Annotated in this window: 12 protein-coding genes; 8 read left to right on the top strand and 4 right to left on the bottom strand. The window is 42.9% G+C overall.

Features of this window, described 5'->3' with window-relative positions:
- The first annotated feature begins 86 nt into the window (after positions 1–86).
- Complete coding sequence (locus tag KFF44_RS15985) at positions 87–3,536, top strand: acyl-[ACP]--phospholipid O-acyltransferase (protein ID WP_255936046.1); 3,450 nt, start codon at positions 87–89, stop codon at positions 3,534–3,536.
- 67 nt (positions 3,537–3,603) lie between these two features.
- On the opposite strand, the gene KFF44_RS15980 is transcribed toward KFF44_RS15985, so the two are convergent.
- Complete coding sequence (locus KFF44_RS15980; RefSeq protein ID WP_255936045.1) at positions 3,604–4,059, bottom strand: RidA family protein; 456 nt, start codon at positions 4,057–4,059, stop codon at positions 3,604–3,606.
- Between the two features lie 193 nt (positions 4,060–4,252).
- Between KFF44_RS15980 and KFF44_RS15975 the strand changes: the two genes are divergently transcribed.
- Positions 4,253–5,041 carry a glutathione S-transferase family protein gene (locus KFF44_RS15975; protein WP_255936044.1) on the top strand — a complete coding sequence of 263 codons (789 nt, stop codon included), beginning with the start codon at positions 4,253–4,255 and terminating at the stop codon, positions 5,039–5,041.
- Positions 5,042–5,071: 30 nt separating this feature from the next.
- Complete coding sequence (locus KFF44_RS15970; RefSeq protein ID WP_255936043.1) at positions 5,072–5,932, top strand: redoxin domain-containing protein; 861 nt, start codon at positions 5,072–5,074, stop codon at positions 5,930–5,932.
- Between the two features lie 7 nt (positions 5,933–5,939).
- On the opposite strand, the gene KFF44_RS15965 is transcribed toward KFF44_RS15970, so the two are convergent.
- Both KFF44_RS15965 and KFF44_RS15960 read right to left on the bottom strand, forming a co-directional pair.
- Positions 5,940–6,938, bottom strand: a complete 999-nt coding sequence (locus KFF44_RS15965; RefSeq protein WP_255936042.1) for a hypothetical protein — start codon at positions 6,936–6,938, stop codon at positions 5,940–5,942.
- A 113-nt stretch (positions 6,939–7,051) separates the two neighbouring features.
- Complete coding sequence (locus KFF44_RS15960) at positions 7,052–8,254, bottom strand: glycosyltransferase family 1 protein (RefSeq protein ID WP_255936041.1); 1,203 nt, start codon at positions 8,252–8,254, stop codon at positions 7,052–7,054.
- An 813-nt stretch (positions 8,255–9,067) separates the two neighbouring features.
- On the opposite strand from KFF44_RS15960, the gene KFF44_RS15955 reads away from it, so the two are divergent.
- On the top strand, positions 9,068–9,967 hold the full coding sequence (locus KFF44_RS15955; RefSeq protein WP_255938852.1) for a nucleotidyltransferase family protein: 900 nt from the start codon (positions 9,068–9,070) through the stop codon (positions 9,965–9,967).
- A 175-nt stretch (positions 9,968–10,142) separates the two neighbouring features.
- Positions 10,143–10,334 carry a bacterioferritin-associated ferredoxin gene (locus KFF44_RS15950; RefSeq protein ID WP_255936040.1) on the top strand — a complete coding sequence of 64 codons (192 nt, stop codon included), beginning with the start codon at positions 10,143–10,145 and terminating at the stop codon, positions 10,332–10,334.
- Positions 10,335–10,364: 30 nt separating this feature from the next.
- On the opposite strand, the gene bfr is transcribed toward KFF44_RS15950, so the two are convergent.
- A complete protein-coding gene (gene bfr / locus KFF44_RS15945) occupies positions 10,365–10,841 on the bottom strand; it encodes a bacterioferritin (RefSeq protein WP_255936039.1) in 477 nt (158 codons plus the stop codon).
- Between the two features lie 243 nt (positions 10,842–11,084).
- Between bfr and KFF44_RS15940 the strand changes: the two genes are divergently transcribed.
- The 3 genes from KFF44_RS15940 to KFF44_RS15930 all read left to right on the top strand — a co-directional run bounded on the left by KFF44_RS15940 (position 11,085) and on the right by KFF44_RS15930 (position 13,372).
- Positions 11,085–12,029 carry a rhodanese-related sulfurtransferase gene (locus KFF44_RS15940; RefSeq protein ID WP_255936038.1) on the top strand — a complete coding sequence of 315 codons (945 nt, stop codon included), beginning with the start codon at positions 11,085–11,087 and terminating at the stop codon, positions 12,027–12,029.
- Positions 12,030–12,031: 2 nt separating this feature from the next.
- Entirely contained in the window at positions 12,032–12,697 is a 666-nt protein-coding gene (locus tag KFF44_RS15935; RefSeq protein ID WP_255936037.1) for a glutathione S-transferase, read from the top strand.
- A gap of 252 nt (positions 12,698–12,949) precedes the next feature.
- Complete coding sequence (locus tag KFF44_RS15930) at positions 12,950–13,372, top strand: OsmC family protein (protein ID WP_255936036.1); 423 nt, start codon at positions 12,950–12,952, stop codon at positions 13,370–13,372.
- Positions 13,373–13,472 lie beyond the last annotated feature (100 nt).

The following is a 13,472-nucleotide window of genomic DNA, read 5'->3' as shown; positions in this document are numbered from 1 at the left end:
TAGTGTATTTTAAAACCATTACAAGGGTTTACATACTCCAGTTCAAGCCAATATGATGATAGAAAATAAATTTGAAGGGCGCATTTATGTCGAAACCTCAGTTTGATCTTTTTAAAACCAAACGATTTTGGCCATTATTTGCAACGCAGTTTTTGGGGGCTTTCAACGATAATGTTTTCAAAACGGCACTCGTAGCCATCATTACATTTGGTATCGTATCTTCTGACGGGATTATAGCACGTGAGTTTTTGGTCAGTGAGGAGACGGCTACTTTTCTTGTTACACTTGCACCAGGCCTTTTTATTCTCCCTTTCTTTCTCTTTTCAGCAATTGCAGGGCAGTTAGCGGATAAGCTCGAGAAATCGAAACTGATCCGGTATGTAAAGCTGTTTGAAATTGGCATTATGGCCATTGGAGCATTTGGGTTTTTTATCAAAAGTATTCCTTTGTTGATGGTTGTTCTGTTTTTGATGGGGACGCAGTCCACATTTTTTGGACCTTTGAAGTATGCGATTATTCCTGACCATTTGAATGAAAATGAATTAATTGGCGGTAATGCACTTGTTGAGTCTGGAACTTTCTTAGCCATATTGATCGGTACTATTCTTGGTGGGTTATTACCTGATGCGGGGCTTTTGATTGTTTCTATCCTGATTGTAGTTTTTGCAGTTGCTGGGTTTTTAACCTCTAGAAACATACCAGTTGCTGAACCAAAAGCCCCCGATCTGAAGGTGAACAAGAATTTTCTCAGTGAAACATTCTCGCTGATCCGGGAGGTCCACAAGCGCGAAGTTTTACATCTGGCCATTATGGGGATCAGTTGGTTTTGGTTCTTTGGGGCTACATATCTCGCTCAGTTTCCCAATTATGTTGATTTGGTCTTAAATGCTGACGCGAAGGTATTCACGCTTTTGCTTGCTACTTTTTCATTAGGTATTGGCCTTGGGTCAATGCTGTGTAACCGATTGTTAAACGGTGCCATTACAGCTCGCTTTGTACCTGTGGCAGCAATTTTCATGGCGGCTTTTGGTGTAGACTTGTATTTTGCCAGTGTTGGGTTTGAAAATGTTACAGGCTCCAAGTTTGATCTCTTTGCTTTTTTAACTGCAGACGGTAGTTGGAGGATATTGCTTGATATACTTGGGATATCGATTGCAGGTGGTATCTATATTGTTCCTTTGTATACTATTCTTCAATCCCGTAGTCCAAAACACCTCAGAGCACGAGTGATTGCCGCCAATAATGTTATGAATGCTGTTTTCATGGTTGGTTCCGCAATATTATCAACTGCGTTGCTGGCATTTGACTTTACCATCCATGGGATCTTTTTGGTTATTTCCCTGCTTTCCATTGGGGCTGCTATCTATATCGTTAGGCTACTGCCTCAGGATTTGGTTCAATCCATTGTTAGAACAGTGCTTAAATTGTTTTACCGCGTCGAGGTGAAAGGGATCGAGAACTACCATAAGGTCTCTAATAAGGCAGTGATCATTGCAAATCATACCTCCTTTTTGGATGGCCTATTGATCAGCGCGTTCTTACCGCATCAGCTTACGTTTGCGATTAATACGCACATTGCAAACCGCTGGTGGGTAAAGCCTGCGTTTGCGCTTTTTGATTTGCTAACTATTGATCCAACCAACCCCATGTCTACCAAATCACTGGTTAAGGAAGTTAAAAAAGGACGGCGGATCGTTATCTTCCCCGAGGGACGTCTTACTGTAACGGGTGCCTTGATGAAGGTCTATGAAGGACCGGGAATGATCGCAAACCTTTCGAACGCACCTATTCTACCTATTCGTATTGATGGCGCGCAATTTAGTCCATTTTCGCGCTTGAAAGGGCTATTGAAACTGAGGCTTTTTCCCAAGATTACCCTGTCAATTGAGGAAGCGGTTCGTTTTGAGGCACCAGAAGGCTTGTCGGCGCGTGCCCGCCGTGCATGGCTCGGGGAAGCACTTTATGAATTAATGTCAGACTTGATGTTTCAAACGAGCAATATTGAGCAAACTTTGTTCGAAAGTGTTCTGGAAGCCAAAAAAATGCATGGCCGAAAGCAAGTAGTCCTTGAGGATATTGAGCGTAGCCCCATCACATATTCAAGATTGATCATGGGATCATTTGTTCTTGGCGGCAAAGTGAAAAAATATGCAAGCGCAGGTGAAAATGTTGGCCTTTTGCTGCCGAACTCGGTTGGTGCTGTTGTAACCTTTATGGGGTTGCAGGTTTATGGCCGTGTGCCTGCGATGCTGAATTATTCAACAGGAATAAAAAATATTAAGGCTGCTTGTACTGCGGCGAAGGTCAAAACAGTTTTAACCTCTAGAAGGTTCATCGAACTGGGGGAACTTGGGCATATCACAGAAGCCTTGGCAGAAGATCATCAGGTTATCTATCTTGAGGATATAAGAGAAAAAATTGGGCTGGTGTCAAAGCTGAAAGGCATGTTAATGGCTTTTATGCCTACGATCTGGCACCGACACCTCAGTGCAAAGGCACAGGCAAACGACCCGTCGGTGATATTATTTACATCTGGTTCTGAGGGAATGCCCAAAGGTGTTGTTCTCTCGCATAAAAATATTCAGGCGAATAGATTGCAGATCAGCGCTCGTGTGGACTTTTCACCTGCGGATACGGTGTTTAATGCCTTACCGATTTTCCATTCTTTTGGGTTAACGGGCGGATTGTTGTTACCGCTATTGTCGGGCCTTAAGACATTTTTGTATCCTTCACCCTTGCATTACCGAATTGTGCCGGAACTTATTTATGATACGAATGCAACCATTATGTTTGGAACGGATACATTCCTGTCCGGATATGCAAGGTTTGCACATTCGTATGATTTTTACTCTATGCGTTATATTTTCGCTGGCGCCGAGAAACTAAAACCGGAAACCAGAAACACATATGCAAACAAGTTTGGTGTTCGCATATTTGAGGGATACGGCGCGACCGAAACAGCACCGGTGCTTGCGGTTAATACGCCAATGCACGTAAGGCCCGGTACTGTTGGTAAATTGTTACCCGGCATAGATCATAAACTGGAACCAGTACCCGGTATCGATGCCGGAGGTAAATTGATTGTATCCGGTCCCAATGTCATGAAGGGGTACTTTAGGCATGAGAAACCAGGTGTTTTGGAAGAACCTGCTGGTGGCTGGTACGACACAGGCGATATTGTAGAGCTGGATGATGATGGTTTTGTAAAGATCGCGGGTCGGGCGAAACGTTTCGCGAAAATAGCAGGCGAGATGGTTTCCCTAACCGCAGTTGAGCTGGCGGTGTCTACGCTTTGGCCTGATAATATGCATGCTGTTCTCTCTGTTCCTGATGCAAAGAAAGGTGAGCAACTTGTGTTGCTAACGACTGTCAAAGACGCGAGCAAAGATGAATTAAGGTCATATTTGCAGAGAGAAGGATTATCCGAGTTAATGATACCCAAATACGTCAAGTCTGTTGATGAGGTTCCGGTCCTTGGAACTGGTAAAACGGATTATGTGTCGGCGCAGGCTCTAGCAAATGAATATGCGACCTAAGTCATAGTTCAGATAAAAAGGACGCGAAATGCGTCCTTTAAGTCAGTTTCATAAAGGGAAGTGTGCACTAATTTTTAACGGCGATGCATTCAACCTCAAGCTTGTAACCAAGGCCTAAACCGCCGACTTCGAAAGCACTGCGGGCAGGGCGATGCTCGGGTTTGAAATATTGAACATAGACTTCATTAAAAGAAGCCCATTCCCGTATGTCGGTTAGAAAAACGGTACATTTTGCAACACGGTCCATAGAGGATCCGTATTTTTCTGCGAGTGCCGCTATTTGCTTCATGACCAGATGAGCCTGTCCCTGAATATCTGAAGGTAATTCCTCGCCAGCTTCGGCACGGGGAACTTGACCCGCGAAAAAGATCATGTTTCCTACGGTTACAGCTTCAGAGTATGGAGCATTGTTGGCTTTTTGTGCAGGTGTTTGATGGAAAGTCAGGTCTTGTGCACTCAACGGTGTTGCTGCACTGATTAGTCCCGCTATCAGAACAATTAAAAGATATAGACTGTTTTTCATAATTTGCACCCAACCATCCAAAAGGTTTAATGTTTACGTTACGGATGAAGCCATCTGTGAGGCAATGGTGTATTTCAAAAGCCTTTATCGTGCTACTTTTCCCACTTCACAATTCCGTGCGCTGGTTCTGGAAACTTGTTTATGTCAGTTGTGCAATCTAGGGTCTTTCTTTTTCATAAACTGGTGGTGGGCGATGTCTGATAATACTGAAACTGGGTGTCAGGATAGAATTAAACTGTATGGCTATGCGACCAGCCCTTTTGTTATGAAAGTGTCGGCATACTTAAAGTATAAAGGTTTACCATACACCTATGTTCATGTTCGGCCCAGAACAAACGAGGCGATTAAATTCACTGGGCAAACTCAGGTTCCTGTTCTGGAAATCAATGATGAATGGAGGAAAAACTCTTCTGACCTGGGTGCATGGCTTGATGAAAGGTATCCTGAAAAGCCATTGTTAGGTAATTCTGAAGCCGAAAAACAAACCATTTGGACAATTGATCGATGGATCAGTGATGTCATGATACCTGCTCGCTTCCGCGAAGCTGTTGATTGGACCAATAGTTTTAATTCCATTTTAAATGGATGGCGCCTTGCCAAGATTGTGAATTTTGGAACGGCTATTCCGCTTCAGTGGCGTTTGATGTGGCCGGTTGGGGTTAAGCGCGCGCCTTTCATTGTGGATATGGTAAACACGCTGGATCGCAGTGAACCAATGGAAATTATGCGATCCAGAATATTGGACGAATTGGAAGCGCATATCGAGGACGGACCTTTTCTGGGTGGATTAAAATTGCCTTCTCTGGCTGATTTTTCGGCTTACCCAATTATTATTTCGCCTTGGTTGATTGGCATGCGAGGTGATTTTTCATGGAAATCACGGCCTGTGATATTAAACTGGATGAAAGCAGTGCAAAGCCATCTGCCGGACAATCCGTTACCCGTGGATGAACGGTTTCTTGTTCGTGAAATGCCGTTTTAAGATATAATGAAAGTAAGAAGGATATAAATCATGGCTTGGAAGACGATGAATTTTATCAAAGCGCAATTTATATCGTTTTATCTAACCTATTCGACGATTGTGGCAAGTTTTTCTATCTATAATCTGATTTCGAATGGATATAGTTTGCTTTGGATTGGTGTTGGACTGACATCATTGCCGATTTCTCTTTTGATAGGCTATTGGATGATCCGTCAAACGACACCGCGCACTGGTTCGAAGCTTCCCCTAATATACGGAACTGGCCTCGTCGGCTTGGGGCTAGTATTATTCCCGGTAACTGGCGGTCCGCAGTCTTTTGATATCCCGCATTTATTGGCTGTGTTGGGGTTTGGGTTTTTCCTTGCTTATATATATTGGTATTCAACACTGGGAAGAAAACCAAGCCCTGCGATCGAGGTTGGCAATGTGATGCCGTCTTTTGCCGCTGTGGATGGAAATGGCAATGTTTTTTCGACGGATTTTTTTGAAGGGAAGCCTGCATTATACCTATTCTTTAGAGGGAACTGGTGCCCTCTGTGTATAGCCCAGATTAAAGAAGTTGTGGCAGCTTATAAACGTTTGATCGATGCAGGTATCGAAGTTGCTTTGATTAGCCCGCAGCCAGAAAAGGAAACTCGTAAGCTTGCTCGAAAGTTTGATATACCGTTTCATTTTTTGACCGACAAAAATAATAAGGCCGCTAAAATCTTAGGGATTGAAGCGCCAAGTGGACTACCTTTTGGTCTTCAGGTTTTAGGTTATGACAGTGATACCGTGTTGCCGACAGTGATAGCGGTGGACAAGGAAGGGAAGATCATTCTTTCTGACCAGACCGATAACTATCGCATGCGCCCTGAACCTGAAACATTCCTGGAAGCATTTGGGGTTTAATCCGAAGTTAAGTAACTTCGGCTTTTTGTGTTGGCTGCTGCGATAGCGTGTTATGCGCACTTGGGCCAAGTTTAATATCGTCAAACGATGTGAAAATAAAGGCCAACAGATTTGCGATTTGAAACAAAGCGCCTGACGCAAGGAACATGCCTGCGATAACAGCCATTGGTGCATCGATATAACTGGCAAGTGTTAAACCGAGCCCTACATACAATAGGTCTGTATTTGGTAGGAATGGTACCCTTGTGAGGACTAATTGTGCGGTTAAAAACAATAGCCAGGTGGAAAAAGGTACATCTGGTAGAACAACCGTCCACTGTAAGGCCTGAAACAACAGCATCAAGATCAGGCGTGATAAATGAACGAGGAAGACCTTTTTTGCGACCTGATTGTCGAGGGCGATGATCTTGTTTCTAAACTTTATGATAAGCGGTAAGATAATTAACCCAACAAAAAAGGTAAGACCTAAGTACACCTTGTAATCTGGGTCGGCATCGATAAGGACTGATAATTGTCCGGTAATCAGAAACGCAGCTAACATCAATATTGTGAAAGAATTGGACGCTACAGCAGATAAAATCGTTGAATCTTTAACATTTGCAAAAACAGTTTTACGGTCAACTTTGGTTTTTCGTCTTGCCCAGAGGGCTATATATGCTTCACCCGTGTAGCTTAGTACTGCGAAATTATAGACGCGTTTGCGGATGAAAGCGTATAAACTGTTCCGTACGTTGATCTCATCCGCTCCCCACATAAAACGATAAGCTATCATTTCAAAGATGGGCAGCGTTAAAAACATCGCGATGAAAAATAGATAGTATAAAGGGTTTTGGGGTAAGGCTTCCCATACATCCGACCATCCAATCTCGGAGACTTTATTGAATAGAAAGATTGCAACAGCAACAACGATCAGTAGCTGGATACCTTTACCCAAGAGGATAATTGATCTGTTATTTTCTATTTCATTTAGCGTCTTAAACGATATGAGAGTTTTTAGGGTCTTCACAAATTTACCTTAGTAAAAATAAGCTCTTAATGCCTTATACGCTTAGCGCTTGAGGTACCATGAGTATAATCACGATCTATCAGGTGTGCGTTATTTATCTAAGTAAATTTAGTTTATAAGCTCCGGTGTATATAGCTCGGCGAAAGTTTTGTTTGTGCCGAATAGGTTTCCACGACTTCTTCATATTGCGCAAATAATTCCGATAGTACTGACTCCCATGTCAGGTTCTGGCTATGGCGTTCGCTTGCCAGACAAAATTGTTGGTGGAGTGTATCGTTATTAATAAATTCTTCTATTTTGTTGACGTACGCGTCAATATTTTTGGGGCTCACAAGAAAGCCTGTCACATCAGGTTTTACGATAACACGTGCCCCAGATGCATCTGCGCATATGGCGGGAACTCCTGATGCCATTGCTTCCAAGGTTACATTTCCAAAGGCTTCGGTGATGCTTGGGTTCACGAAGATATCAGAAGATGCGTATGCCCTCGCAAGGTTTTCGCCGTTTTGAAATCCGGTAAAAATAGCGTTTGGTAGCCGCCTTTGGAAAGCGTCTCGTTCAGGGCCTTCGCCTACAATCAAGGCTTTGTGTGTGATACCTTTTGTCGTAAGGCTATCAAGAATTTGCGCATAAACATCAAGGCCTTTTTCCAGAACAAGCCTACCGACAAATAGAATGACTTTCTCTTCTGGTTTGATACCTAAACTCTGGCGCCAAGCCATATCGCGCTTATTGGGGTTGAATAAATCTGTATCAATGCCGCGACCCCAACGGCGAATATTCTGGGACATATCATGTTCTTTTAGGAAGTCGGTGATGCAATCAGCAGGAGAATAAACCTGGTCACATTGACTATAAAAGGTTTTCATGTACCGAATTAGGTATTTCTCAAGCCACGCCATATGATAGTAGCGTGGGTATGTGTCAAAGCGTGTGTGAAATGAAGCGACGACCGGGATTTTATTCTGCTTGCCCCATTTCAAGGCTGAATTTCCTAGAATGTCGGGTGCTGACAGGTGAATAATATCTGGATCAAATTCGAGCAATTGATGCTTTAATTTAGGTGTAAGACCACATGCAACGCGGTATTCACTGCGGCCTGGTATCGGTATTGACGGTACTGAATTCAGGTTTCCAGCTGGTTTAAATGCCGGATTTCTACATGTTGGGGCAAAGACCTGAACGTTGATATCTTTTTTTTCCAGAAAACTTACTAATTGGTTGAGTGCCCGGTTGGCACCGTCAACAACACAATTATAATTACCTGAAAATAATGCGACACGTTTAATGGGGATATTTTGCTTATCAAAAGGCATAGTCACCTCTATTTGCTGCCATCGTTCTATGATTAGGATAAGCTCGATAAATCTTTTTTTTGTGACATCTTTATTGCGAGCTTGTTACAAAAAATACGGGGCGACAAAGGCGGGAATTTGCAGAAAATACTGCAAAAATAAGGAATTTAATGACACTCTGTATATTGTCGGGTGGTGTGAGCAGATTATACTCTGTCATGCTAAAATAACAGTTGGAATAGATTGCTATTGGGTTTGACATTGAGTGTCATCAAAGGTGCAGGCGGGATCTGCTTCTTGGTATGATTGGAATCACGCACATTTTATCCGGTAGCCTATCTCCACGCCGATAACGTTAAATTTTCAGTCGAAATTTCTCTAGTAACATACGTCTGAAATTACAAAGAATCTAACAGAAAACTGTAGAAATTATGGTTATTGTGTTTTGAGTGTATTTTTGATTAGTTACTGTTTTAAAAGTACTTTTAGCTTCTGTAGACTACGTATTATACTTCATTTCATTCAAGCGAAGAGTATGGATTTCCGTGGCGACAAAGCATTAAGATCAATTGTTGTGTATTTTCTCGTGGTATTTTTCTGTTTTCGAGTGCACACTGAAAATTCAAGCACGACGTTTAGTAATCATTTTTTCGGGAGGGATGATTAAACTAAACGGATTGTAGCGTGTTTATTGGGGGTGTATTGATCGGCGGATGTTTTCGCAGGTTGGTTGAACAGAATTTGCTAAGTGTTTATGGATTGAACATCTTAGTACTGAAGAGCACTGAAATGAATTTCAGTAAGTAACTCTTAAGGGGACGACGTTTGAGTAATGTGAGTATTGAAGAGACGGGGGAAGCTCTTCGTTTTGATGGTGGGATGATTTCAAAAAATCAGAATAACCCAAAGGCTAATGCTGATTTCACCGCAATCGTATTGGCGGGCTGTCGTCCGGGCTGCGACCCGGTGGCGCAAGCTTTCGGCGAGAAATACAAAGCATTGGTTCCCATGGTTGGTCAGCCTATGATTTGTCATGTGGTTTCAACGCTTGATAGTTCTGATTTTATCAAAAAAATCATCGTAGTATTTGAATGCGAAACCACCTTACTTGATACATGCCCTGAATTTGAAGAATTGCCCGGCGGTACAGACATGCAAATTGTGTCCTGTGGTAAATCAATAAGCGCAAGCGTAATAGCAGCGATACAGGCAAGCGGCGAAAACTGGCCGTATTTGGTGACAACAGCAGATCATCCTTTGCTGACAAAAGAGATGGTGGATCACTTTTGTACCGATGCTAAGGCTAGCAAAGGCGTTTCTGTGGGAATGGTGACACGCACGGAATTGGAAGCCAGTTATCCAGAGTCGTCTCGTACCTACCTCGCTTTTCGTGATGCTGAATTGTCTGGTGCGAATTTATTTGCGTTCGTTTCTGATGCTGCAAAAAATGCCATTGATTTTTGGGAGCATATTGAACAGCAGCGCAAGAAACCTTGGAAGTTATTCAAGGCATTTGGATATAAAAATCTATTCGGGTTGCTGATGAAGCGCTTCACCGTTGACCAGGCCTTTGAACGTGCTTCTGAAGTCCTGGGCGTGGATACTACTGTGGTTCGATTGCCGTTCGCTGAGGCTGCTATTGATGTTGATAAACCGCTTGATCATGATCAGGTTGCGGAAATTTTGCAGTGCCGTGCAAGTTCAATCGCAGCTTACGGTGTGCCCGCTGAGTAGAAAATGAGGTGATTCGTCTAGAAATTTTCTGATCCGAGAATTCTAGCACTCAAATCTTTCAATGAAATCAAAGATCTAAGTAAAGCCATGAGCGCTTTGTGGCTTGTGCTTGACATATATTTATGTTTTGCTATTAATATTGCGAACGGTTCGCAATATTAACGGAGCAGTATTCATGTACGTATGTATGTGTAACGGATACACAGATAAAGACATTCGCAGCGTCGTTAAGCGCGGTGGTGTTTCTTGTGCTACTGATGCGTATGCTGCACTTGGTTCTGGTTTCTGCTGTGGTACTTGCAAGGACTGCGCTGAAGAAGTTGTTAGTCAAGAGCTACCCAACGTAACCTTGTTGGCTGCTGAATAGCTCTTATCATCATACAATATAGTTGTTTGTTTACTCTGCAGATGGGCTCTGCAGTTGGACGTAGTTTTGGATACCCATTTTTTCGAGTAGTGAAATCTGCGTTTCAAGGAAATCGATATGTTCTTCCTCGGATGATAAAATATCACGGAGAAGATCACGTGAAACATAATCCTGAATATTTTCGCAGTAAGCGATAGCATCTTTAAGGTCTTGATGAGCAATGTGCTCGATATCAAGATCGCATCGTAAGATTTCTTCGACATTCTCGCCTATGCGTAATTTACCAAGATCTTGAAGGTTAGGTAATCCTTCCAGGAATAAAATTCGTTCGATCAAGCTATCGGCGTGTTTCATCTCGTCGATAGATTCTTCATATTCTTTCGCACCCAGTTTCTCCATGCCCCAGTCTTTGAGCATTCTGGAATGAAGGAAATATTGATTGATCGCTGTTAGCTCATTCTTAAGAATCACGTTTAAATGACGAATAACTTCTTTGTCGCCTTTCATCGCATGTCTCCATTTATAGTTTCATTTAAGTTGGTTTGATTTTTATCAAAAATACTTATGGGTTTCTGCTAGTCCTTATTAATATCAGGCGTTTTTTTGAATTATCTTTGCTATCAATTCGCAGTTTCAGATCCAAATTGTCGCGGTTGCTGTATATACTAAGGAGTAGGTTTTACATTTGTTTGAGAGCCCTGTATAAGGCCCGAAAAATATACCGAAACTTTAAATAAGACGGACTTCCAAATGTCGAACTATCTTGTCGCTGCTTTATATAAATTTGTTTCACTTCCTGAGTTTGAAGGTTTTCAAAAACCGATTCAGGAGAAATGCATTGAAGAAGATATTAAAGGAACCATTCTTCTGGCAAGCGAGGGCATAAATGGCACTGTTGCTGGCCCTGAAAAAGGTATGCGCAGGTTTTTGGATTTTCTGCGGAGCATGGAAGAATTTCGGGATTTGGTTCATAAAGAATCATGGGCGTCTGAGGCACCATTTCCGCGCATGAAAGTTCGACTGAAAAAAGAAATTGTTACCATGGGTGTACAGGGCATCGACCCTAAAAAGATCGTTGGAACCTACGTCAAACCACAGGAATGGAATGCGCTCATTAGTGATCCTGATGTTGTATTGGTTGACACCCGCAATGATTATGAGGTTGCAATTGGAACTTTCAAAGGGGCAGTTGATCCGAAAACAAAATCGTTTCGCGAATTTCCAAAATGGGCAGAGGATAACAAAGAGCTATTAAACAAGCCAAAGGTTGCCATGTTCTGTACGGGGGGGATTCGCTGCGAAAAATCAACGGCCTATATGAAAGAACAAGGTTACGAAGAGGTTTATCACCTTGAAGGTGGTATTTTGAAATATCTGGAAGAAATCCCAGAGGGTGAGAGCATGTGGGACGGCGAATGCTTTGTTTTTGATGACCGTGTTTCTGTGGGACACGGCCTGAAGGAAGGCCCATACGATATGTGTCACGGATGTCGTCGCCCAATCAGTGATGAAGATAAACAATCTGAGTATTATGTTGCTGGTGTAACGTGCCCATTTTGTCATGACGAATTAACGGATGATCAGAAAGAACGGTTTGCAGAACGTCAAAAACAGATGGAGCTTGCTCGTAAACGCGGGGAGCTTCACCGTGGTATTCAGTTTCCGCTCAGAGACGTAAACGAGGGTACGGCCTAGTAATGACAGACAATGCGCCAATTTTATATAGTTTCCGACGTTGCCCCTATGCAATGCGGGCCAGACTTGCGGTTGTCGCGAGTGGTCAAAATGTAAAGTTGCGTGAAGTTGTGCTTAGAGACAAGCCAGCCCATATGCTTGAAATATCGCCCAAGGGAACTGTACCGGTTCTGATGCTTGATGATGGAACCGTGATTGACGAGAGCCGCGATATCATGAATTGGGCGCTCAGTCAGTCTGACCCCGATTGTTGGTTGACCCCAACGGGCACTTCCAGTGAAGAAATGAACTCGCTTGTTGATCGGTGCGACGGCGATTTCAAATACCATTTGGATCGCTATAAATATCATACGCGGTATGAAAATGCGGATCCAATGGCCCACCGCATGGAAGCTGAGAAGTTTTTAGAAACTTTAGACGCCAGACTGACCGATAGGCCTTACTTATGTGGCTCTACTTTCAGTTTTGCTGACGCCGCGATCGCGCCTTTTATCAGGCAGTTTGTAAATGCCAGTCAAAGTTGGTTCCCATCAAGCAAATACACGAATGTTCAAAGGTGGCTAGCTGATTTTTTGGATAGCCCTCGTTTTAAAAGCATAATGCCAAAGTTCCCCCAATGGCATGAAGGTGAGAGCGAAATAGACTTCCCCCTCTCATTAAAGGTATAGAAAATAATGAGCATGGCTGCCTAAGCGCTTTATAATCACGCTTAGGAGGGGGAAATTATATGTTCTGATTGTCGTAACTCGGGCAGGGTTTTTATCATTAAGTTAACGCTACTTGCAGGCTTCCGAATTGAAAATAGAGATGCGATAAAAGGTTATTAATCTGCGATAAGGCGCAAGAGAGACTTTACTAATCGAAATAATCTGCATGTAATCGAATAAAGCTACATGCCATTTAATAAGGAGCATTCAACAATGACACGTAAAGCAAGGGTAAAATGGGCAGGAGATATGACTTTTATCGGCGAATCGCCATCTGGTCATGCTGTTGTGATGGACTCAGGCTCAGCTGATGGCGGGCGGGACCATGGAATTCGCCCAATGGAAATGCTTCTGCTGGGTATGGGGGGCTGCGCCAGCATTGATGTAATGCTGATCCTAAAGAAGGCCCGACAGAATGTTGTCGATGCATGGGTTGAATTAGAGGGTGAACGTGCTGATGATCATCCAAGATATTTCACAAAAATCCATGCCCATTTCGTCATTAAGGGTACGGATGTTGCGGACCATCATGTTGAGCGTGCGATTGAATTATCGCAGGAGAAATATTGTTCCGCCTCGGTGCAATTGGGGGCGCTTGCTAAAATCACGACAAGTTATGAAATTATCAATGCGTAGTAATATGCTCACAATCACGCGATCATGTTCGATGGTGGTTGTAATATAACTGAATATGCATAGATAATTTTACACACATTAGTCATAGAATTGCTTGAGG

Origin of the sequence: Kordiimonas sp. SCSIO 12610 (assembly GCF_024398015.1) — a bacterium.
In the GTDB taxonomy this organism is placed as follows: domain Bacteria; phylum Pseudomonadota; class Alphaproteobacteria; order Sphingomonadales; family Kordiimonadaceae; genus CANLMI01.
Note: the sequence above shows the minus strand (reverse complement) of the source record. Positions and strands in the feature narration are given on the sequence as shown.

Excerpts from the sequence above, each read along its gene's own strand:
- KFF44_RS15985 (WP_255936046.1), top strand. The coding sequence starts at position 87 with ATGTCGAAACCTCAGTTTGATCTTTTTAAAACCAAACGATTTTGGCCA.
- KFF44_RS15980 (WP_255936045.1), bottom strand. The coding sequence starts at position 4,059 with ATGAAAAACAGTCTATATCTTTTAATTGTTCTGATAGCGGGACTAATC.
- KFF44_RS15975 (WP_255936044.1), top strand. The coding sequence starts at position 4,253 with ATGTCTGATAATACTGAAACTGGGTGTCAGGATAGAATTAAACTGTAT.
- KFF44_RS15970 (WP_255936043.1), top strand. The coding sequence starts at position 5,072 with ATGGCTTGGAAGACGATGAATTTTATCAAAGCGCAATTTATATCGTTT.
- KFF44_RS15960 (WP_255936041.1), bottom strand. The coding sequence starts at position 8,254 with ATGCCTTTTGATAAGCAAAATATCCCCATTAAACGTGTCGCATTATTT.
- KFF44_RS15950 (WP_255936040.1), top strand. The coding sequence starts at position 10,143 with ATGTACGTATGTATGTGTAACGGATACACAGATAAAGACATTCGCAGC.
- bfr (WP_255936039.1), bottom strand. The coding sequence starts at position 10,841 with ATGAAAGGCGACAAAGAAGTTATTCGTCATTTAAACGTGATTCTTAAG.
- KFF44_RS15940 (WP_255936038.1), top strand. The coding sequence starts at position 11,085 with ATGTCGAACTATCTTGTCGCTGCTTTATATAAATTTGTTTCACTTCCT.
- KFF44_RS15935 (WP_255936037.1), top strand. The coding sequence starts at position 12,032 with ATGACAGACAATGCGCCAATTTTATATAGTTTCCGACGTTGCCCCTAT.
- KFF44_RS15930 (WP_255936036.1), top strand. The coding sequence starts at position 12,950 with ATGACACGTAAAGCAAGGGTAAAATGGGCAGGAGATATGACTTTTATC.